This is a genomic window from Sphingobium sp. LMC3-1-1.1 (genome assembly GCF_040676285.1).
GTDB lineage: Bacteria > Pseudomonadota > Alphaproteobacteria > Sphingomonadales > Sphingomonadaceae > Sphingobium.
Map to the genome: position 1 here is coordinate 24,292 of NZ_JBEGHQ010000078.1, position 21,172 is coordinate 45,463.

The 21,172-nt window shown below is 66.2% G+C and carries 20 protein-coding genes; 13 read left to right on the top strand and 7 right to left on the bottom strand.

Annotation, left to right across the window (positions count from 1 at the left end; translation table 11 throughout):
• Window positions 1-10: 10 nt before the first annotated feature.
• The gene (locus MRBLMC3_RS21305) at window positions 11-1,165 is read right to left on the bottom strand and encodes a serine hydrolase (protein WP_363832167.1); all 1,155 of its coding nucleotides are present in this window, start codon (window positions 1,163-1,165) and stop codon (window positions 11-13) included.
• Between the two features lie 157 nt (window positions 1,166-1,322).
• On the opposite strand from MRBLMC3_RS21305, the gene MRBLMC3_RS21310 reads away from it, so the two are divergent.
• Entirely contained in the window at window positions 1,323-2,180 is an 858-nt protein-coding gene (locus MRBLMC3_RS21310; RefSeq protein WP_363832169.1) for an alpha/beta fold hydrolase, read from the top strand.
• A 109-nt stretch (window positions 2,181-2,289) separates the two neighbouring features.
• On the opposite strand, the gene nadB is transcribed toward MRBLMC3_RS21310, so the two are convergent.
• Genes nadB through purM form a run of 4 tightly spaced genes read right to left on the bottom strand, consistent with a single transcriptional unit; the run spans window position 2,290 to window position 6,995 of the window.
• Window positions 2,290-3,909 (bottom strand): L-aspartate oxidase, encoded by a 1,620-nt coding sequence (gene nadB, locus MRBLMC3_RS21315; RefSeq protein ID WP_133653611.1) that lies wholly within the window; start codon window positions 3,907-3,909, stop codon window positions 2,290-2,292.
• Window positions 3,910-3,921: 12 nt separating this feature from the next.
• On the bottom strand, window positions 3,922-4,869 hold the full coding sequence (locus MRBLMC3_RS21320; protein WP_363832172.1) for an ABC transporter ATP-binding protein: 948 nt from the start codon (window positions 4,867-4,869) through the stop codon (window positions 3,922-3,924).
• A gap of 54 nt (window positions 4,870-4,923) precedes the next feature.
• Window positions 4,924-5,925: a phosphoribosylglycinamide formyltransferase gene (purN, locus tag MRBLMC3_RS21325; RefSeq protein ID WP_363832175.1), complete on the bottom strand. Its 1,002-nt coding sequence runs from the start codon at window positions 5,923-5,925 to the stop codon at window positions 4,924-4,926.
• Complete coding sequence (gene purM, locus MRBLMC3_RS21330; RefSeq protein ID WP_363832178.1) at window positions 5,901-6,995, bottom strand: phosphoribosylformylglycinamidine cyclo-ligase; 1,095 nt, start codon at window positions 6,993-6,995, stop codon at window positions 5,901-5,903. The genes purN and purM overlap by 25 nt, the downstream gene beginning before the upstream one ends.
• Window positions 6,996-7,147: 152 nt before the next feature.
• On the opposite strand from purM, the gene MRBLMC3_RS21335 reads away from it, so the two are divergent.
• The 4 genes from MRBLMC3_RS21335 to MRBLMC3_RS21350 are packed head-to-tail and all read left to right on the top strand — an operon-like array spanning window position 7,148 to window position 12,744.
• Window positions 7,148-8,434, top strand: coding sequence for a heavy-metal-associated domain-containing protein (locus MRBLMC3_RS21335; protein ID WP_363756591.1), 1,287 nt, complete (start codon window positions 7,148-7,150; stop codon window positions 8,432-8,434).
• An 8-nt stretch (window positions 8,435-8,442) separates the two neighbouring features.
• Complete coding sequence (locus MRBLMC3_RS21340) at window positions 8,443-9,057, top strand: chromosomal replication initiator DnaA (RefSeq protein ID WP_363756693.1); 615 nt, start codon at window positions 8,443-8,445, stop codon at window positions 9,055-9,057.
• 28 nt (window positions 9,058-9,085) lie between these two features.
• Window positions 9,086-11,224 (top strand): RNA degradosome polyphosphate kinase, encoded by a 2,139-nt coding sequence (locus tag MRBLMC3_RS21345; protein WP_363739047.1) that lies wholly within the window; start codon window positions 9,086-9,088, stop codon window positions 11,222-11,224.
• A gap of 5 nt (window positions 11,225-11,229) precedes the next feature.
• Window positions 11,230-12,744: a Ppx/GppA family phosphatase gene (locus MRBLMC3_RS21350; RefSeq protein WP_363739049.1), complete on the top strand. Its 1,515-nt coding sequence runs from the start codon at window positions 11,230-11,232 to the stop codon at window positions 12,742-12,744.
• A 234-nt stretch (window positions 12,745-12,978) separates the two neighbouring features.
• Here MRBLMC3_RS21350 and MRBLMC3_RS21355 read toward each other — a convergent pair whose 3' ends face one another.
• Window positions 12,979-13,659: an OmpA family protein gene (locus MRBLMC3_RS21355; protein WP_133653619.1), complete on the bottom strand. Its 681-nt coding sequence runs from the start codon at window positions 13,657-13,659 to the stop codon at window positions 12,979-12,981.
• A gap of 151 nt (window positions 13,660-13,810) precedes the next feature.
• On the opposite strand from MRBLMC3_RS21355, the gene MRBLMC3_RS21360 reads away from it, so the two are divergent.
• Complete coding sequence (locus MRBLMC3_RS21360; RefSeq protein WP_363739051.1) at window positions 13,811-15,127, top strand: hemolysin family protein; 1,317 nt, start codon at window positions 13,811-13,813, stop codon at window positions 15,125-15,127.
• 414 nt (window positions 15,128-15,541) lie between these two features.
• On the opposite strand, the gene MRBLMC3_RS21365 is transcribed toward MRBLMC3_RS21360, so the two are convergent.
• Window positions 15,542-16,162: a c-type cytochrome gene (locus tag MRBLMC3_RS21365; protein ID WP_363832181.1), complete on the bottom strand. Its 621-nt coding sequence runs from the start codon at window positions 16,160-16,162 to the stop codon at window positions 15,542-15,544.
• 186 nt (window positions 16,163-16,348) lie between these two features.
• Here MRBLMC3_RS21365 and MRBLMC3_RS21370 point away from each other — a divergent pair, with 186 nt between their 5' ends.
• The 7 genes from MRBLMC3_RS21370 (at window position 16,349) to MRBLMC3_RS21400 (ending at window position 21,154) form a co-directional block, all read left to right on the top strand.
• The gene (locus MRBLMC3_RS21370; protein ID WP_363832184.1) at window positions 16,349-17,239 is read left to right on the top strand and encodes a prephenate dehydratase; all 891 of its coding nucleotides are present in this window, start codon (window positions 16,349-16,351) and stop codon (window positions 17,237-17,239) included.
• A gap of 39 nt (window positions 17,240-17,278) precedes the next feature.
• A complete protein-coding gene (locus MRBLMC3_RS21375) occupies window positions 17,279-17,992 on the top strand; it encodes a sterol desaturase family protein (protein ID WP_363832385.1) in 714 nt (237 codons plus the stop codon).
• 33 nt (window positions 17,993-18,025) lie between these two features.
• Entirely contained in the window at window positions 18,026-18,439 is a 414-nt protein-coding gene (locus tag MRBLMC3_RS21380; RefSeq protein ID WP_414714678.1) for a DUF2141 domain-containing protein, read from the top strand.
• Window positions 18,440-18,511: 72 nt separating this feature from the next.
• On the top strand, window positions 18,512-19,357 hold the full coding sequence (locus MRBLMC3_RS21385) for a MipA/OmpV family protein (RefSeq protein WP_363832189.1): 846 nt from the start codon (window positions 18,512-18,514) through the stop codon (window positions 19,355-19,357).
• 87 nt (window positions 19,358-19,444) lie between these two features.
• A complete protein-coding gene (locus tag MRBLMC3_RS21390) occupies window positions 19,445-20,356 on the top strand; it encodes a tetratricopeptide repeat protein (protein ID WP_363739263.1) in 912 nt (303 codons plus the stop codon).
• A 13-nt stretch (window positions 20,357-20,369) separates the two neighbouring features.
• Complete coding sequence (locus tag MRBLMC3_RS21395; protein ID WP_363739061.1) at window positions 20,370-20,978, top strand: LON peptidase substrate-binding domain-containing protein; 609 nt, start codon at window positions 20,370-20,372, stop codon at window positions 20,976-20,978.
• Window positions 20,975-21,154, top strand: a complete 180-nt coding sequence (locus MRBLMC3_RS21400; RefSeq protein ID WP_363739063.1) for a Trm112 family protein — start codon at window positions 20,975-20,977, stop codon at window positions 21,152-21,154. Before MRBLMC3_RS21395 ends, MRBLMC3_RS21400 begins: the two co-directional genes overlap by 4 nt.
• Window positions 21,155-21,172 lie beyond the last annotated feature (18 nt).

The window sequence follows — 21,172 nt, forward strand, 5'->3', positions numbered from 1 at the left end:
CGTTTCCGGGCTACCGCGCCTCGTGGTTCGCCACGACCGCCTTCGCGACGGCCTGCATCAATTGCCAGCGTACCGGGATCGGTTCGGTGGTGCTGCCGATCATCACCGCGACCGCATAGCAGGTGCCGTCGGGCGCGGTCATGATGCCGATGTCGTTGAAGCCGGTCGAGCGCGCCCCCAGTTCCTGCCCCGTCCCGGTCTTGTGCAGATAGTGCCAGCCGGCCGGCACGCCGCCCTTGATGCGTTGCGGTCCGGTCTTCGCCTCGCCCATGATCGAGAGCAGCAGTTGCGACGATGCCGGGGAGAGCATGTCGTTCTGCTTCAGCTTTGCCAGGGCGTGCACGATGGAAGAGGGCGCCGCGCCATCGGGCGGGCTGGCGAGATAATTGTCCAGCGCCTTCTGCCGCGCCGACATGGGCAGCTTGGCCCGGGCGGCGTAGAAATTGCGGCCGATGGAATAATCCTGCCGCCATTCCAGGCCGGCGGTGGTGGATTGCAGCAGCCGTTCACCCGGGCCGAAGCGGATATCCTTGATATAGCGGCGGGCAAGATAGCTGCGCACCGCGTCCGGCCCGCCGACGGCGCGCAGCAGCGTGTCGTTGGCGGTATTGTCGCTCTGCGTCATGGCGCGGCGCATCAGGTCGGAATAGGTGGTGGTCCAGCCCGAATTGCCGACCAGCGCCGCGCTGGGCTGATGGAAGAGGGTCAGGTCCTTCCTGGTGATGGTGGTGCTGTCGCTGAGGCGGATCTTGCCGCGGTCCACGGCGTCGAGGAAGGTCATCGACACCCACAGCTTCGACACGCTCTGCTGCGGGAAAAGCAGATTGCCGTTCCAGGCGACGGTCCAGTCGCTGCCGACGCGGCGCACCGCGATGCCGACCTTGCCGTTGAAGCTCTGGCCGAGATTGCGGACGACGCTGACCAGGGCAGGCGGGGGCGTTTCCCGCTGGTCGACATTCAGGCTGTCAAAGGATTTGGGCGGATTGGCGACCGGCTTGATCGGGAAGGTCGCCGTGGTGGGCTGGGGCTTTTGCCGGACCGCGGCATAAGGCTGCTGCGGCGCGCTGACGCAGGCCGACAGCGCCGCCATCAACAGGACAAGCCGGACGGAGCCGCCATTGCCGCCATTTGGACGCCCTTTGCGCCCTCGCTTGAAATCGGTCATCAAAATCCCCGCACTCTCCTGTTTCATTAGGGTTCGCACGCGCGGCGGCTGACAAGAATCATGCGACGAACGATTCCACAAACGCGATGTAAGGAGGCTGAACAAAGCCCGCCTTAACTCAGTTGAGGTTCAGGCGGTGGGCTGCAAGAAGGCGGGCATGCGTGCAGTGATGAACAGACGGGTGATGATGCAGGGCGCGGCGCTGCTGCTGGCGGGCGGGGTGCTGGCGCCGGGGGCCTGGGCGGCGCCCTTCGCCTCCCGCCGGATCGCCGTCACGATGCGGGGCACGGGGCGCGGCACGGGGCGGGACGTCGTCCTGATCGCGGGCCTGGCGAGCGGGCCGGGATTGTGGAACGGGGTGGTCGGCGCGCTTTCGGGCTATCGCTGGCATCTGGTGCATGTACGGGGTTTTGCGGGGTTGCCGGCGGAGGCCAATGCCAGCGGGCCGCTGGTCCAGCCGGTGGCGGATGAGATTGCCCGCTATATCGCGGCGGCCGGGCTGGAACGGCCCGCTATTGTCGGCCACAGCATGGGCGGCACGCTGGCGATGATGCTGGGCCTCAAGGGGCTGGCGGGGCGGCTGATGGTGGTCGACATGTTGCCCGAAGGAGCGGCGATGGTCGGCGGCACGGCGCAGGGCATGGGGTTCCTCGCCGATCAACTCGGCCAATATTTCACGGGCACCAAGGCAGGCCGTGCCTATCTGGCGCAGATGCTGGCCGAAATGCCGGGCGCGCGCGGCAGCGATCCGGACGTCATCGCCAATGCGCTGCGCGATCTGGCCAATGTCGATCTGGGGCCGCAACTGGCGCGGCTCGCCGCGCCGATGGAGGTCGTCTATGCCGTCGGCAGCGACGCGGCGCAGGCGAGCGACATCGGCCGTACCTTCCGCGCCGCCTATGCCGCCAAGCGTGGCGTCCGGCTGGTGCCCGTCGGCCCCAGCGGCCATGTCGTCATGGCGGATCAGCCGGCGCGCTTCAACGCGATCCTGGGCGATTTCCTGAAGCCGATTTGACGCCGATCAAGGGCGGGGCGAGTCGGCGGCGCTAAATACAGGCCGACGCTTCTCCTCGCGTCACTCCTCCGACTGATGGCGCAGCGCGACCCGCGTTGCGCCATTTCTTTCATGGCGCCAGCACCGTATCGACCGCCTGCGCCAGCATGTCGGGATAGTCGAGCGTGTAATGCAGCCCCCGGCTTTCCTTCCGGTGCAGGGCCGACCGGACGACCAGCCGTGCCACCTCCAGCAGGTTGCGCAGCTCGATCAGGTCGGGCGTGACGCGGAAATGGCCGTAATATTCGTCCACTTCCTTGGCCAGCAGGTCGATGCGGTGCTGGGCGCGCTCCAGCCGCTTGGTGGTGCGGACGATGCCGACATAGTCCCACATGAAGCGACGGATTTCCTTCCAGTTATGCTGGACGATGACTTCCTCGTCCGAATTGGTGACGCGGCTTTCGTCCCAGGGGCGGATCGGGGGAGGGGCGGGCAGTTCGTGCCAATGCGCGCGGATATGCCGGGCGGCGGCTTCCCCGAAGACGAAGCATTCCAGCAGCGAGTTGGAGGCGAGGCGGTTGGCCCCGTGCAGGCCGCTTTCCGTGACTTCGCCCGCGGCATAGAGGCCGGGCAGGTCGGTGCGGCCGTCCAGGTCGATGACAACGCCGCCGCAGGTATAATGCTGCGCCGGGACGACCGGGATCGGCTCCTTCGTGATGTCGATGTCGAGGTCCAGCAGGCGCGCATAGATGGTCGGGAAATGGGTGCGCACGAATTCCGGCGGCTTGTGGCTGATGTCGAGATGGACATAGTCGAGGCCGAGCCGCTTGATCTCATGGTCGATGGCGCGGGCAACCACGTCGCGCGGCGCCAGTTCGGCGCGATCGTCGAAGCGGGGCATGAACCGCTCGCCACCGCCCGGCACGCCGGGGGGAAGCTTGAGGTGACCGCCTTCGCCGCGCACCGCTTCGGTGATCAGGAAATTCTTGACCTCCAGATTGTAGAGGCAGGTGGGGTGGAACTGGTTCATCTCCATGTTGGAGACGCGGCAGCCCGCGCGCCAGGCCATGGCGATGCCGTCCCCGGTCGCGCCACGGGGCGCGGTGGAGAAGAGATAGGTGCGGCCCGCGCCGCCGGTGCAGAGGATCGTCGCCTTGCCCACTATGGCGTCGACATGCTTGCTCTGCTTGTTGAAGGCGTAGACGCCCCAGACATGGCCGTCGCCCGAATATTTCTCCCCATGGCGGCTGGTGATGAGGTCGACGGCGACCCTGTCCTCCAGCAGCGTGATGTTCGGATTGGCGCGGGCGGCCTTCAGCAGCGCGACCTGAACGGCGTGGCCCGTGGCGTCGTCGACATGGACGATGCGGCGGTGGCTGTGGCCGCCTTCGCGAGTCAGGTGCCAGCGCTCGCCGAATTCCTCCCCGCTCCCCTCCTCATTGGGATTGAAGGGCACGCCCAGTTCCGCAAGCCGCTCGATGGCGGCTGGGGCCTCCGAGACGACGAATTCCACCGTGCTGCGGTCGTTCAGGCCCGCGCCCGCGACCATCGTGTCGTCGATATGCGCCTCGAAACTGTCACCGGCGTCGAGTACGGCGGCAATGCCGCCCTGCGCCCAGTTGGTGGAGCCGCCGTCGAGCGCGCCCTTGGCAAGGACCACGACCTTGCGATCCTGCGCCAGGTTGATGGCGGCCGTCAGCCCCGCCGCGCCGGAACCGATGATGACGACGTCATAGGTAGTGATGGGCATTTACTTACTCGCTCAGGCCGCGGCGGTCAGGTTGAGGAACACATCCTCCAGGTCCGGGTCGCGCGTTACCACGTCCACGATCGACAGGCCGCTCGCCTGCACGGCGCTCAGCACCTGGCCCGCATTGGCGCGGTTCTTCATATAGGTGATCGTCAGCGTGCGTTCGTCGGACAATTCTATCTTCTCGAAACTGGGGTCGGCGGGGGGCGTCACCACGTCGCGGTCGACCGTCACCTGCACCACTTTCTCCTGCGCCATGGCGATCAGTTCGCGGGTCGGCTTGTCCGTGATGACCCTGCCATGGTTGATGATGCCGATGCGGTCGCACAGCTCCTCGGCCTCCTCCAGATAGTGGGTGGTCAGCACGATGGTCACGCCCTGCCGGTTCAATTCCCGCACATAGGCCCAGAGCTGCTGGCGAAGCTGCACGTCGACGCCGGCGGTCGGTTCGTCCAGCACCAGGATCGGCGGCGAATGCACCATCGCCTTCGCCACCAGCAGGCGGCGTTTCATGCCGCCCGAAAGCGTCCGGGCATAGGCGTTGGCCTTGTCCTCCAGATGCACGGCGCGCAGCAATTCCATCGATCGGCGGCGGTCCTTGGGCACGCCATAATAGCCCGCCTGGTTCTCCAGCGTCTCGAACGGCGTGAAGAAGGGGTCGAAGACGATCTCCTGCGGGACGATGCCGATGCTGTTCTTGGCGTTGCGGGGGTTCTGGTCGATGTCGAAGCCCCAGATCCGCGCGATGCCGCTGGTCTTGTTCACCAGGCCCGCGAGGATGTTGATCGTGGTCGACTTGCCCGCGCCATTGGGGCCGAGCAGGCCATATATCTGCCCGCGCGGAATGGTGAGATTGATGTTGTCGAGCGCCTGCTTCCCGCCCTTGTAGACCTTGGAGAGGTTGGTGATCTCGATGGCGGCCTGCGGGGCGGGGGCGGGAGGGGGGGCGGTGTCGGTCATGGCTGCCTATCTGGGGGGAAAACAGGAGAAAATCAAAGCGCCCTGAAGCGCCGCTCAGAACTGATCGGCGATATCCTTCAATCCCAACAGCTTTCGCGGCGCTACCGTGCGCCAGCTCTTGTCCAGGCGGTCCCCGATATGGTCCCAGTCCGTATCGCCGAGGTCGAGCTTGATGCCGACCCAGCCGTCGCCGAAATAGGCGGGGCGGTAATAGCGGGCGGGGTCACTCTCGATCAGCATGGCCTGTTCTTCGGGCGCCGTCGTCTTGACGAGGATGGCGATGACGCCGTCGCCGTGATTACCTTGAGAGAAATAGGCGAATTTCTTGCCCTTTTCGATGCCGAAGCAGGGCATGCCATGGGACGTGACCTCATCCGCCTGCGGCAGGGCAAGGGCGTGTTCCCTGACCTTGTTCAGCAGCCATTCGGGCTGGCGTTCGCGGGTGACGAATTCCGCCAGCATGCGGGGATAGAGCTGATGCTCCGCCATCAGGACGCGCGCGGCCAGGCTCTCGGCGGTGTCGCCGGGCAGGATCGCGACCGCGGTCTGGCCAAGCACCGGCCCGTCGTCCAGTTCCGCGGTGACGATGTGGACCGAGCAGCCGGCATGGGAATCGCCGGCGTCAAGCGCCTGCTGGTGCGTGCCGAGGCCCTTGTATCTGGGCAGCAGGCTGGGGTGGATGTTGAGCATCCGGCCCTCCCATCCTGCGACGAATTCCGGCGAGAGCAGGCGCATATAGCCGGCGAGCGCGACATATTCCGCGCCGGCGCTGCGCAGTTGCGCGTCGACGATCCGGTCGAACTCGGCGCGCTTCAGCCCCTTGTGGCTGTGCGCGAAGGTGGGGACGCCCTCTGCGGCGGCGAGTTTCAGGCCGGGGGCTTCGGGGTCGTTGGCGGCGACCAGAACCAGCTCATAGGGGCAGGACGGATGCCTGGCGGCATAGAGCAGCGCCGCCATGTTCGAGCCACGTCCGGAAATCAGAACGCCGACCTTTGCCTTCACTTGCACAGTCCCCGTCCGGTTCGCGCGACTCACCCCAGATGGGTGGCGGTCCATTCGGCCTTGGCGCTCCACGTTTCCTGGGAGCCCCTGACCGTGCAGCCCCGTTCGCCTGCTTCCACCATGCCGACCCGCAGCACGGTTTCGCCCGCCGCCTCAAGATCGGCGGCCACGGCATCGGCTGCGCCTGCGTCCACCGCCAGCACCATGCCGACGCCGCAGTTGAAGGTGCGCGCCATCTCTTCCGGCTCGATATTGCCCTGGGCCTGCAGGAAGGCCATCAGGCGGGGCTGTTCCCAGCCATCGGCGTCGACCACGGCGTGGCAACCGTCGGGCAGCACGCGCGGGATGTTTTCCAGCAGGCCGCCGCCCGTGATATGGGCCAGCGCATTGATCCTGCCCGAGCGGACCAGCGGCAGCAGCGACTTCACATAGATGCGCGTCGGGGCCATCAGCGCGTCGATCAGCAGCACCTCATTGTCGAAGATCGCCGGCCGGTCGAGCTTCCAGCCCTTGTCCGCGGCGAGGCGGCGGACCAGCGAGAAGCCGTTGGAATGCACCCCCGAAGAGGAGAGGCCGAGCAGCACGTCGCCCGCCTTCACCTTGTTGCCGGTCAGCGCCCTGGACCGTTCCACCGCGCCGACGCAGAAACCGGCGAGGTCATAGTCGCCCGGTCCGTACATGCCCGGCATTTCCGCCGTTTCGCCGCCGATGAGGGCGCATCCGGCCTGCTTGCAGCCCTCCGCTATCCCCGCGATCACGCGTTCGGCGACGCCGCTCTCCAGCTTGCCGGTGGCATAATAGTCCAGGAAGAAGAGCGGTTCGGCGCCCTGCACGATCAGGTCGTTGGCGCACATGGCGACAAGATCGATGCCGACGCCGTCATGGGCATTGTGGTCGATGGCGAGCTTCAGCTTGGTGCCGACGCCGTCATTGGCCGCGACCAGCAAGGGATCGTCATAACCGGCCGCCTTCAGGTCGAAGAAGCCGCCGAAGCCGCCCAGTTCCGCGTCGGCGCCGGGGCGGCGGGTGGCCTTGGCAAGCGGGGCGATGGCGCGGACCAGCGCATTGCCCGCTGCGATGTCGACGCCAGCCTTGGCGTAGCTGTAGGATTCGGTGTCGCTCATGGCCGTCGCCCCTAAGCATTTTCAGGTCAGATGGAAACATCTGACCGCTGAAGAAAATGCGACAAGCCCAATAACGCACAAAGGAGGGGAAAACGAAACGGGAAATGGGTTGCCGCTTGGCAGCGCAGGCAAATCCCGCCAAAAGGACGCGCGTGAACGTGCCTCCTGTCCTTCGCGGCCTGTCCCTCCGGCCTCTGAACCTGTTTCGCGCGGCTTCGCGCCCTCTCCAGATTCTGGGCGCGATCGTGCTTGGCCTCGCTGCCGCGACTCTGGTCGCGCAGATGGAGGGGGAGCGCGGCGTGCCCCCGATCGCCAGCGGCGGCGATTTCCAGGTGAGCCATGTCAAGGTCGACGTCTTCGCCAAGGATGCCGACAGCGCGCGCACGGCCGGCTGGCGGCTGGCGCAGCGGCGGGCCTGGCAGATGCTGTGGGCCCGGACTCATGGCGGCAGCGGCGCGCCGGCGCTGTCCGATTCGCAGCTTGAAGGCATGATCTCGGGCATAGAGATAGAATATGAGCAGGCCGGGCCGAACCGCTATGTCGCCACGCTGGGCGTGATGTTCGACCGGGCGCGGACCGGCCAGTTGCTGGGCGTCACCGGCAGCAATGTCGTGCATTCGCCGCCGCTGCTGGTGATCCCGGTGCTGTGGGACGGCGGGTCGGCCGTGTCCTATGAACGGATCAACGAATGGCAGAGGGCCTGGGCGCGTTTCCGCACCGGGGACAGCGCCATCGACTATGTCCGCGTGGCGGGGTCCATCGCTGACCCGATCCTGCTGAATGCGGGGCAGACCGGGCGGCGTGGGCGGCTGTGGTGGCGCGTGCTGCTCGACCAATATGGCGCGGCGGACGTGGTGATACCGATCGCCCGGCTCGACCGGCAATATCCCGGCGGTCCGGTGACCGGCACCTTCACCGCGCGCTATGGCCCCGACAATTTCCTGATCGGCAGCTTTTCCCTGCGCGCTTCCAACGACAGCGCGATCCCGCAGATGCTGGACCAGGCGACGCAGCGGATCGACCAGCTTTATACCCAGGCGCTGAATGATGGCCGCCTGCGTCCCGACCCGTCGCTGATCATCGAGGAGCCGGTCGATCCCAATGCGCTGGAGATCGAAAATGCGGCCGATCTGCCGGTGGAAACGCTGGACATGCCGGCGGTCTCCGCCACGACGCGCAGCTACGCGATCCAGTTCGACACGCCCGACGTCGGATCGGTCGCGCAGGGCGAGGCCGCCGTGCGTTCCGTCCCGGGCGTGCGTTCGGCCGCGACCAGCAGCCTCGCGCTCGGCGGCACGTCGGTCATGCAGGTGAGCTTCGACGGCACCGTCGATTCGCTGCGCGCCGCGCTGGCCGCCAAGGGATATAATGTCGCCGTGTCAGGCAACACGCTGCGCATCCGCCGGGGCGGGGGAAGCGGAGCCCCCGCCGCCCAATGACCGGCGCCATGCGACAGATCAGCCTGCCGTTCGACCGGCCTGATCGGGCGAGCGGCGAGGATTTCCTGGTCAGCGACGCCAATCGCATCGCCGTCCGCCATCTGGAGAATTGGCGGGAATGGCCGCTGTCGATCAGCGTGCTGAGCGGGCCGCCCCTGTCGGGCCGTTCGACATTGGGCCGCCATTTCGTCGCGCAGAGCGGCGGGACGATGATCGACGATGCGCAGGGGCAGGATGAGCAGGCGCTGTTCAACGCCTGGAACGATGCGCAGACGGCCCGGCGCCCGCTGCTGCTGATTGCGGACGCGCCGCCGGCGCAATGGCAGGTGGCCCTTCCCGACCTGCGGTCGAGGCTGGCGGCGGCACCCCATGTCGCGCTGGAGCAGCCGGACGAGGCGCTGGCGCATGCCCTGATCGATCGGTTCCTGGCATCGGCCGGGGCAAGCTATGCGGCGGACTTGCCGCAATGGCTGCTGCGCCGGATCGAGCGCAGCTATGCCGCCATCGCCGCCGTGACGCGCCTGCTGGACGAGGCGGCCTTGTCATCGGGACGTAAGATTTCTGCCGCTATGGCGAAAGATGTCCTGCAAGGTGCAGGATTTTTGCCTATAGTCCCGGACTGATCCTCCGGTTCCGAACGATGAGAGACATGTGGCCGAAGCCGACCCATCCGCCAGCCTGACCCTGCCCAGCGACCGCTATTTCAACCGGGAACTGTCCTGGCTGGCGTTCAACCAGCGCGTGCTGGAGGAGGCGATGAACCGGGCGCATCCCTTGCTGGAGCGGCTGCGCTTCCTGTCGATTTCCGGCGCCAATCTGGACGAGTTCTTCTCCGTGCGGGTGGCGGGCCTCAAGGGGCAGCAGTTGCAGGATGTCGACATGCGCTCCGCCGACGGGCTGACCCCGGCGCAGCAACTGGCCGCCATCACAGAGGAAACCGCCCGGCTGATGGCTGCGCAGCAGAAGGTATGGGGTGCGCTGCACGGCGAACTGGTGCAGGTCGGGATAGAGGTGGTCGGCCCGTCCACCGCGCTGGACGAAAGCTGCGAGAACTGGTTGCGGGATCATTTCCTGACGCAGATCTTCCCGATCCTGACGCCGCAGGCGCTGGACCCGGCGCATCCCTTTCCCTTCATCCCCAATCAGGGCCTGTCGATCGTCTTCGACCTGGAGCGGCTGTCGGACAAGCAGCCGATTCGCGAACTGGTGATGATCCCGTCCTCGCTCGCCCGTTTCGTGCGGATGCCGGGCGAAACGGCGCGCTATATGGCGCTGGAGGCGGTGGTCCGGCGCTTTTCCGCCGACCTCTTCCCCGGCTATCGCGTCCGCAACAGCGGCGTGTTCCGCATCATCCGCGACAGCGACATCGAAATCGAGGAAGAGGCGGAGGATCTGGTCCGCTATTTCCGCAGCGCCATCAAGCGCCGCCGGCGGGGCCGCGTGATCCGCATGGAGATAGAGGAACGCATCCCCGAGCCGGTCGAGGAGATGTTGCAGGACATGCTCCAGGGCCATGACGCGATCATCGCGGAGGTGGAGGGCTTTGTCGGCATCGGCGACCTGTCCGGCGTGGTGGACGAAGACCGGCCGGACCTGAAGTTCGAGCCCTATGCCCCCCGTTTTCCGGAGCGCATCCGCGAATATGGCGGTGATTGCTTTGCCGCGATCCGGGCGAAGGACATCGTCGTCCACCATCCCTATGAAGCCTTTGACGTGGTGGTGTCCTTCCTGAAGCAGGCGGCGTCCGACCCCGATGTCATGGCGATCAAGCAGACGCTGTACCGCGCGGGCAAGCAGTCCGCGATCATCCGGGCGCTGATCGACGCGGCCGAGGCGGGCAAGTCCGTGACCGCCGTGGTGGAACTGAAGGCTCGCTTCGACGAGGAGCAGAACCTGATGTGGGCCGACGCGCTGGAGCGCGCGGGGGTCCAGGTGGTGTACGGCTTCATCGACTGGAAGACCCATGCCAAGGTGTCGATGGTCGTCCGGCGGGAAGGGGAGGCGTTCCGCACCTACTGTCATTTCGGCACCGGCAACTATCATCCGGTGACGGCGCGCATCTACACGGATCTCAGCTTCTTCACCGCCGACCCTGCCTATGGCCGGGATGCGGCGGCGCTGTTCAACTACATCACCGGCTATGTCGAACCGCAGCGGCTGGAAAAGCTGGTCATGTCGCCGCGCGACCTGCGCAACCGCCTGTGCGACCTGATCGATGCGGAGATAGAGCATGTGCGCGCCGGGCGGCCGGGAACCATCTGGGCGAAGATGAATTCGCTGGTGGACCCGGCGATCATGGAAAAGCTGTATGCGGCGAGCAATGCGGGCGTGCAGATCGAACTCATCGTGCGCGGCATATGCTGCCTGCGGCCGGGCGTGCCGGGCATGTCGGAGAATATCCGGGTGAAGTCGGTGGTCGGTCGCTTCCTGGAGCATAGCCGGATCACCGTCTTCGGCAATGGCAAGGCGCTGCCCAATAACGGCGCGAAGGTGTTCATCAGTTCGGCCGACTGGATGCCGCGCAATTTCGATCGGCGCGTGGAGTTTCTGGCCCCGGTGGAGAACCCGACCGTGCACGACCAGATCCTGGACCAGGTGATGGTCGCCAACCTCATCGACAGCGAGCAGAGCTGGGTGCTGGACAGCGACGGCCATTACAGCCGGGTCGAGGCAGGCGACCGGCCGTTCAACCTGCATCGCTATTTCATGACCAACCCGTCCCTTTCGGGCCGCGGCGCCGCGCTGGACAGCGAGGCGGTGCCGACGCTGCGCCTGCGCGGGCGGGCCTGAACCGCATGAATTCCATGCTGAGCCAGGTCCGGGCGCTTGCCCCCGGCATGGCGACGTCCCCCCATCGGGCCAAGGCGCGGACCGCGATCATCGACATCGGTTCCAACAGCGTGCGCCTGGTCGTCTATGATGGGCCGCGCCGCATTCCCTTCATCCTCTTCAACGAAAAGGTGATGGCGGGATTGGGCGCGTCCCTGGGCAAGACCGGCCGGATCGAGGCGGAGGCCATGGACCGGGGCCTGCGCGCGATCGGCCGCTTTGCCCATCTTTGCCGCGAGATGGAGGTGCAGGAAGTGCGCTGCGTCGCCACCGCCGCCGTGCGGGACGCGGAAAATGGCGACGATTTCATCCGCCGCGCCAGCGCCATGGGGCTGGAGGTCGAATTGCTGTCCGGCGGGCAGGAGGCGATCGCCGCGGCCTATGGCGTGCTGTCGGGCATTCCGGGCGCGGACGGCATTGTCGGCGATCTGGGTGGTGGCAGCCTGGAACTCGCGCGAATCCGCGATGGTGCGGTGCATGAGACGGTGTCCCTGCCGCTGGGCGTGCTGCGCCTGCCGCAAATCCGCGCCAAGGGGCCGGCGGTGCTGGAACGCATGGTCAAGAAGATGCTGGCCAGGGCCGGGTGGAATGCGCCTGCGGATCTTCCCTTTTTTCTGGTCGGCGGATCCTGGCGCGCGCTGGCGCGGTTCGACATGGAACTGACCCAGTTTCCGCTTCCCGTCGTCCACCAATATGAGATGCCCGCCGCGCGCGCCGAACAATTGACGCGCATCGTGTCCCATGTCGGCAAGGCGCGGTTCAAGGATATTCCCCAGATCACCGGATCGCGCGTGCCGACCCTGCCGGATGCGGCGGCGCTGTTGTCGGTGATCGTGCGCCAGTTGAAGTCCAGCAGGCTGGTCGTGTCGGCCTATGGCCTGCGCGAAGGCCTGCTGTTCAGCGATCTGCCGCCGGATATTCGGGCGGATGATCCGCTGCTGATCGCGGCGGAGGCGGAGGGCGAGGCGCAGGCGCGCTTCACCGGTCATGGCGACATGATCGAACGCTGGATCGCCCCGCTGTTCCTGGAGGATGGCAGCGCATGGCGGCGGATTCGCCGGGCGGCCTGCCTGTTGGCCGATGTCGGCTGGCGCGCCAATCCCGACTTCCGGTCGGACCGGGGCGTCGAGATCGCGCTGCACAGCAATTGGGTCGGGATCAACGCGACCGAGCGCGCCATGCTGGCGCAGGCGTTGCACAGCAATTTCGGCGGCGGCGTGTCGACGCCGCCCGGCATCGAGCGGCTGGCCCCGCCCGAAGCGCTTCAGAGAGCGACCTTATGGGGCCTGGCGATCAGGCTGGGGCAGCGGCTGTCCGGCGGAGTGGAGGGGCCTTTGCTGGCCTCCCGCCTGGAGATGGACGGCAATGTGCTTGAACTGCGGTTGCGAAGCGTGGACGCCGATCTTTTCGGCGAAGCGGTCGAGCGGCGGCAGCGGCAACTGGCCCAGGCCATGGGCGTGAAATACCGGCTGGTCTGGTAGGGCGGATCGACATTCAGCCCTGACGGCCTGTAAATGGCGGCTTTCCGTGCTTCCGGTGCTCCCATACTGGAAGTACGCTGCCCGCCGGGTCACGAAAAATCAGCATTTCCGGCTCGTCATCATCTGAATGTCGATCCGGCATGGGAGATTGCCCGGAAATGCGCCTTTCGCGCATTTCCGGGCAATGTTTAAGGCTATGCCCCACGCAGGCAGGGCATGATCCGGCGTTCAGCCTCAGCTGCGGACGTCCTGCTCCGTCACGGGCGCGATCTTGATTTCGACGCGGCGGTTGGCCGCCTTGCCCTCCGCCGTGGCGTTGGAGGCGATCGGCTGGGTTTCCCCGAAACCGCGCGTGGCGATGCGGGCCGACTGGACGCCGTGCGTCGTCAGATAATCGCCCACCGCCTGGGCCCGCCGTTCCGACAACGCCTGATTATAGGCATCGGTGCCGTCGCTGTCGGTGTGGCCGTAAACGTCGATATAGGTCTTGGGATATTGGGCCAGCACGGAAGCGACGTCATTCAGCGTCGGCTGGAATTGCGGTTGCACGGCGGAACTGTCCGTGGCGAAGGTGATGCCCGACGGCATGCGGAGCACCAGATTGTCGCCGTCGCGGATCACGTCCACGCCGCTGCCGGCGGTTTGTTCCCGCAATTTCCGTTCCTGCGCGTCCATATAGGCGCCGATGCCCGCGCCCGCGACCGCGCCGATGCCCGCGCCCAATATCTTTTCGGTGCGGTCATGGCGGCCGCCGACCAGATCGCCCAGCAGATAACCGCCCAGCGCGCCGCCGATGCCGCCGATCGCCGCCTTGGAAATGGTACGGTTGCCGGTGTTGGGATCGGTGGTGCAGGCGGTGGTGGCCAGCATGGCGGCCAGACCGGCGACGCCGATGATGCGATGAGAATTCCGCATGTATATGGTTCCCTTTCTCGTGCGTCCGAACGGAGCGGATGCACCCCCAATGGTTGAGACAAGGCCTTTGTTCCACAAGCGAACTGAACTGCGGATGATGGGACGGTTGTGAAATTGACAGAATCAAGGTTATAGGTGGCCGCCGACCACCATGGCCAATATCCCCCCGCACGCTCCGACGCCCTTTCCCTGGGTCGACCTCGTCATCATCCTGGCGCTGGTCGCGCTGAACGGGCTGTTCGCCATGTCGGAACTGGCGATCGTATCCGCCCGCAAGCCGCGCCTCCAGGCGATGGAGAAAGCCGGGCGACGCGGCGCCCGATCGGCGCTGGCGGCGGCGAGTGATCCCGGCAAGTTCCTTTCGACGGTGCAGATCGGCATCACCCTGATCGGCATCATCGCCGGCGCCTATTCCGGGGCCAGCCTGGGCGGCCCGACCGGCGAGCGGCTGGCGATGCTGGGCTTGTCGCCCAACGCCGCGCAGCATGTCGGCTTCGTTCTGGTGATCGGCCTCACCACCTATGCCTCGCTGATCATCGGGGAACTGGTGCCCAAGCAGTTCGCCCTGCGCGCGCCGGAGCCGATCGCGGTGCTGGTCGCCGGACCGATGCTCTGGCTGGCGAAGATCACCGCGCCCATCGTCTGGGTGCTGGACGGGTCGAGCGCGCTCATCTTCCGCATGCTGGGGCTGACCCGCGAATCGGAGAGCCAGGTGACGGCGGAGGAGCTGCACCTGATCGTGGCCGAGGCGAGCAGGTCCGGCGTGATCGAGGAAAGCGAGCGGGCGATCATTTCAGGCGTGGTGCGGCTGGCCGACCGGCCGGTTCGCGAGGTGATGACCCAGCGCATGGATGTCGACTGGATCGACATCGGGGCGGACGAGCAGGCGATTCGCGCCAAGCTGCTAGACACGCCGCACACCCGCCTGCCGGTGGGCAGGGGCACGGTGGAAGACATTATCGGCGTCGTGCAGGCGCGCGATATCATGGCGGCGCTGTTCCGGGGCGAAGGGCTGAGCCTGGAAAGGCTGATGCGCAAAGTGGAAGTGGTGCCGGATCAGGTCGACGCCATGGACGCGCTGGAAGTGCTGCGCCGGGCCGAGGTGCCGATGGTCATGGTCCATGACGAATATGGGCATTTCGAGGGGATAGCCACGCCCGCCGACCTGCTGTCCGCCATTGCCGGCCATTTCGTGTCGGACCTGGACAGCGAGGACGAGCCGGACCTGGTCGAGCGGGAGGACGGCAGCCTGCTGGTGTCGGGCCAGATGCCCGTCGACCTGCTGGCGGATCGGATCGGCATCGACCTGCCGGAGGACCGGGATTATGCGACGGTCGCCGGCCATGCGCTGTGGCTGCTCAAGCGCCTGCCCGAAGTGGGCGATTTCATCGACGATCAGGGCTGGCGATTCGAGATCGTGGACATGGATGGGCGCAAGATCGACAAGCTGCTGATCGCGGAGCGATAAGCACGGCGCTGGACGTTGGGCGCGGTCGAGGGCGCTGGCGTGGCTACGCGCCCGAGGACGCTGGTATCGATGGAATTTGGCGATAGCTTGCTGGTGATCGGGCTGCACCGGGCGCAGGGCAGGGATCGTCTGACACAGATGATGTGATTGTGGCGGAGGAAGGCCCGCCGAGCGCGGCGTACCCCTGAACAGCGCGTTGGTCAGGAAGCGAATCGATCTACCACCAATGCGCGCTTCTGATGCAGCGAGGGGCGCGACCGCGATCGGCCACGCCCCTCATCCTCATGATTCTGGAGCGGGTTTCGATCTGATTGAATCAGATCGCCGCTCTGGTTTCCTTGTTTGCCGCGATTTCTTGACCAGCGTTCGGTTCCGATCGCTTGGAAATCGCTCCAGTGGAAAGAGCGCCGGTTCTTACTTCGCCGCGTTGGCGGCGGGCGCCTCTGCTGCATTGGCGGCGGCGTTGTCCCCTTCGGCGGCATTGTCGCCGGCGGCCGCCGGGGCCGCATCCGCGGCGGGCAGCGGCAGGTTCGAACCCTGGGTGTTGAGCCAGGCGATCAGGTTCGCGCGGTCGACCGGATTGCCCAGGCCCGCGAAGGTCATCTTGGTGCCGGGCGCGAATTCACGCGGAGAGGTCAGCCAGTGATCGAGATTCTCGAAAGTCCAGTTGCCGCCCTTGCTCTTGAGCGCGTCGGAGAAGGCGAAGCCGCCCTTGCCCTGGCCGATCCCCTCGCCAACCGTGGCGTACAGGTTCGGGCCGATGCCGTTGGCGCCGCCCTGGTTCGAGGTGTGGCAGGCCGCGCATTTGGCGAACACCTTCTCGCCCGCCGCCACATCGGCGCTGGCGAGAAGGGTGTTGAGGCCGGGCCCGCTGGCCGCGGCGCTTCCGCCTTCCGCTTCCACGCCTTCGATGGCGTAGCCCATTTTCTCGGGCCGTTCCTCATGGAAGAATTTGGAACTGACGATGGCACCGCCCAGCGCGATGATACCCGCGAACAAAGCCCAACCGGCAGCGGTGTTGAAACGATCGCCCATTCGCTCGGATTCCCCTGGATTTCTGTTCTGGCCGCTTGGAACGCGTCCCCTCTAGCGCGCTGCCATAATGGCGCAAGCGCGAACGCGCAAGCGGGCTTGAACGGGTTCGCGCACGCTTTTCATGGCTTTGCAGCCGGAGAGGATGCTTGCGCGGGCGGGACGAAGTGAATAAGCGCGCAGGCGTCCATGGAAAACTATCCCGCTCCCGCCCGCGATCTGGTCGCGGAACTGAACGCGAAGGCAGCCGCCGATCCTGCGCGCGCCGTCGCCTTTCAAGGTGCGCCGGGCGCCAATTCGCACCTGGCCGCGCTGGGCTATGCGCCCGATTGCGTGCCCTTGCCCTGCTTCGCGTTCGAGGATGCGATCGATGCGGTCCGCAATGGCGATGCCGCGCGGGCGATCATCCCGATCGAGAACAGCCTGCATGGCCGGGTGGCCGACATGCATTTCCTGCTGCCTGAATCCGGGCTGCACATCATCGACGAATATTTCCTGCGCGTCCGGCACTGCCTGATGGCGATCGACGACACCCCCCTCAAAAGCGCCATCAGCCATCCGCAGGCGCTGGGCCAGTGCCGCCATTATCTGCGGGAGCGGGGCATTCAGCCGATCAGCTATGCCGATACCGCGGGCGCGGCGGCGCTGATCGCGGAAGCCAGGGTGTCGGGCGAGGGGGCGGTCGCCCCCTATCTGGCGGCGGAGCTCTATGGCCTGCGGCTGGTGGCCGAGAATATCGAGGACAGCGACGACAATATGACCCGCTTCCTGGTGCTCGCGCGCGAGCCCGGAATGCCGGTGGCTGGCGTCGGACCGGTCATGACCACTTTCCTGTTCGAGGTGAAGAACATACCGGCCGCGCTCTACAAGGCGATGGGCGGCTTTGCGACCAACGGCGTCAACATGACGAAGCTGGAAAGCTACCAGCGCGGCGCCAGCTTCGCCGCGACCGAATTTTATTGCGACATCGAGGGGATGCCCGGCGATCCCGCCGTCGACCGGGCGCTGGCCGAGCTTGAATTCCACACCAAATGGGTCCGGATATTGGGCAGCTATCGCCAGGCGCGACCCCGCACCTGACGCGTGACTGACAGCATGGGACCGCCTATGGTCGGCCGCATGCTCGTCGCGATCCTTCTGTCCGCCCTGGCCATGAGCCTGATCGTGGGCATTCGCTATCTGTTGACGAGCGGCGCATTCGCCTGGGCGACGCGCTATCGCAAGCCCGGCCTCTACCGGGGCCTGGACCGGCAGATCCGGCGGGAAATCGCCTGGTCGCTGGCCTCCGCCCTCATTTATGGCGTGCCCGCGGGCGTCGTCGCCTGGGGCTGGCAGGCGCATGGCTGGACGCAGGTCTATGCCGACGTCCATGCCTTTCCGCTCTGGTATCTGCCGCTCTCGGTCCTCCTTTACCTCGCCGCGCATGACGGCTGGTTCTACTGGACGCATCGATGGATGCACCGGCCCCGTCCGTTCCGGATCGCCCATGCCGTGCATCATGCCAGCCGCCCGCCGACCGCCTGGGCCGCGATGAGTTTCCATCCATGGGAGGCGGTGACCGGCGCGGTCGTGATTCCCGCGCTGGTCTTCCTGATACCGATCCATGTGGGCGCGCTGGGCGTCGTGCTGACGATCATGACGGTGATGGGCGTCAGCAATCATATGGGGTGGGAGATGTTTCCGCGCTGGATGGTGCACGGTCCGGCGGGGCGCTGGCTGATCACCGCCAGCCACCATCAGCGGCATCATGAACAATATGCGTGCAATTACGGCCTGTATTTTCGTGTATGGGACCGGCTGTGCGGGACCGACAGGGGATTGGGTCATTTTTAGGGAAAGACAGGCGTGAAGGGCAAGGCAGCATTGATGGCGGCGGTCCCGATGGCGATGGGCGCGGCGTCTGTGGACCAGGCGCAGCCGCTCAGCATGGACGTGCAGGGCCTGCGTTCCTCCAAGGGCAATTTCCTGATCTGCGTGACGCGGCAGGCGGACCATTTCCCCGATTGCCGGGGCGATCCGGACGCGCGCCAGTTCACGGTCCCCGCAACCACGGGCATCGTGCCGCTGGGGCGGATGGAGCCGGGCACCTACGCCATCGCCATCATCCATGACGAAAATGGCAATGGAAAGCTGGACACGCTGATCGGCATCCCGCGCGAGGGGGTGGGTTTTTCCCGCAATCCGGCCATCCGTTTCGGCGCGCCCAGTTTCCGGTCGGCGCAGTTCGCCATGGCGGGGGCAGCGGTGCGGCAGGACATCAAGGTCAAATATTTCCTTTGAAAGTCGCGCTGGCGGAACGGGAATGGCGTAAAAACATTATCCTGACCGACTATATCTGCGAACAGGGTCGCCATGCATCATCGCCATCGTTTCTCCGCGGCGCTCGCCGTCGCGGCCCTCTGCCTTGCGCCTGGCGCTTTCGCCCAGGAGGAGGATCACAGCAGCCTGACGGTCGGCATGGGCGTCGCCACGGTGCCAAGCTATGAGGGGTCGGACGATTATCGCGTGCTGCCGATCCCGCAATTTCGCGGCAAGGTGAAGGATTTCGCCTTCTGGACGCGCGGGTCCGCCCTTTATGTCGACGCGATCCCGAACCGCGACACCGACGGCCTGGACGTTGAACTGGGGCCGGTGGTCAATGTCCGCTTCGACCGGTCGAGCCGCAAGAACATCAAGGATGACGCCGTCCGGCTGCTGGGAAAGCGCGATATGGCGGTCGAGGTCGGGGGCTTTGTCGGCATCGGCAAGACCGGGGTGATCACCAGCGCCTATGACAATCTGTCCGCGCGCGTCGCCGTGACCAGGGACGTGGCGGGCGCGCATGAAAGCTATGTCATCACCCCCGCGATAGAATATATGACGCCGCTGTCGCAGACGGCCTTTGTCGGGCTGGGCGTGTCGGCCGACTATGTCGGCAGGAAATATGGCCGCTATTATTATGACATCGATCCGGCGGCGGCGGCCGCATCGGGTCTGCCCGCCTATGACGGGGCGGGCAATGGTTCGGGGTTCAAGAAGGTGAATTTCAGCCTGGCGGGCGGCAAGTCGCTGTCGGGCGATTTGCGCCATGGCTGGGCGATCTTCGCGGCGGCCAGCTATTCGCGCATCCTGGGCGACTATGCGGCCTCGCCGATCGTGTCCGTCGCGGGCTCCCGGAACCAGTGGATCGGGGCCGTCGGCGTCGGCTATACCTTCTGATCTCCCTTGTTCCTATGGGGTGACGCCCCACATAAGGCGCTGTATGAGGGCGGCTTGGCAACCGCGTTGCAGCAGGAGATGAGAGAAGTGGCGACCCTTGGACTGAGCGAGGCCGACAAGGCATCGGTGGAGACTTTCCGCCGCGATGTGGTGGAGCCTTCGCGCACCAGCCTGGTGATCGTCGATTTCTGGGCCGAATGGTGCGGACCCTGCAAGCAGCTTGCGCCTGTGATCGAGAAGGTTTGCGCCGACTATGCGGCCAAGGGCGTCAAGCTGGTCAAGATCAATGTCGATGAGGACAAGTTCATCGCCGCGCAATTCCGCGTCCAGTCGATTCCCACCGTCTATGCCGTGTTCCAGGGCCAGCCCGTGGCCGACCTCAGCCAGGCGCGGACGGAAGGGCAGCTCAAGCAATATCTTGACCAGTTGCTTGGTCAGTTGCCGATCGAATCGGACGAGAAGGCGCAGTTGGAAGAGATCGCCCCGCTGATCGCCATGGGCGAGGAATTGCTGGCCGGTGGGGAAGCGGAGCGGGCGCTGTCCGTTTTCGAGCAGATTGCGCAGATGGTGCCGGACAATGCCGAGGTGGCTTCGGGCGCGGCGCGGGCGCTGGTGGCGCTGGGCCGGTTCGAGGAAGCGGAAGCGGCATTGGCGGCCCTGCCCGCCGAGGCGGCGAAGGACCAGGCGGTGGAGCGGGCACGCGCCGCCATCGCCTTGGCGCGCGATGCGAAGCCGGTGGCCGATCTTTCGGCTGTCGAGGCGAAGGTCGCTGCTGATCCCGATGATCATGAGGCGCGATTTGAGCTGGCGAACGGCCTGGTGGCCAATGGCGAGCGCGACCGGGCGGCGGAGGAACTGCTGGAGATCGTGCGGCGCGACCGGGCATGGAACGACGGCGCGGCGCGGGCGCAGCTCCTCACGCTCTTCGAGGCGACGGGGCTGGAGGATCCGTGGGTCGCGGCGCAACGGCGCAAGCTGTCCCAGATCCTCTTTTCCTGACCGGCGCGGCGTGATGGCGCGCGTCTCTATATTTCCGCTGCCGGGCGCGCTGCTGTTGCCGGGCATGGACCTGCCGCTGCATATTTTCGAGCCGCGCTATCAGGCGATGATCCATGACGCCATGGCGCGGGACAGGCGCATCGGCATGATCCAGCCGCGGGAGGAGGGGGTGAAGCCCGCGCTCTTCGATGTCGGATGCCTGGGCCATATCACCCATATCGAGGCGCTGGAGGGTGGGCGGTACAATATCCTGCTGAAGGGCATTGCGCGCTTTCGGGTCGTACGGGAACTGGCCGTTCCCACCGCCTTCCGCCAGATCGAGGCGGATGTCGAGCCGGTTCCGCAAGAGGATGAAATCCTCTCCGCCGTGGAGCGGGCGGCGCTGGAGCAGGAATCGCGCCGCTTTGCCGAGACGCTGGGCTATGTGGTCGACTGGACGGCGGTGTCGCGGCTGGACGACATGGCGCTGGTGAACGGGATCGCGCAGATCGTGCCCTTCGATCCCGCGGCCAAGCAGACCCTGCTGGAGGCCGATACGCTGGGCGAGCGGGCCGACCGGATCATCCAGTTGATGCAGATCGTCGGGCGGATCGAACGCGACGGCGGAGCAACGATGCAATGAGCGCCGTGCTCGACCCGGCACTGCTTGCGAAGCTGGTCTGCCCCGTCACGCGCACGCCGCTGCGCTGGGACGCAGAGCGGCGCGAATTGCTGTCCGAGGCGGCCGGGCTCGCCTTTCCGGTACGGGACGGCGTCCCGGTGCTGGTGGTGCGAGAGGCGCGGTCCATCAGCGGGTAAGGGCCGGCGCGGATGCGC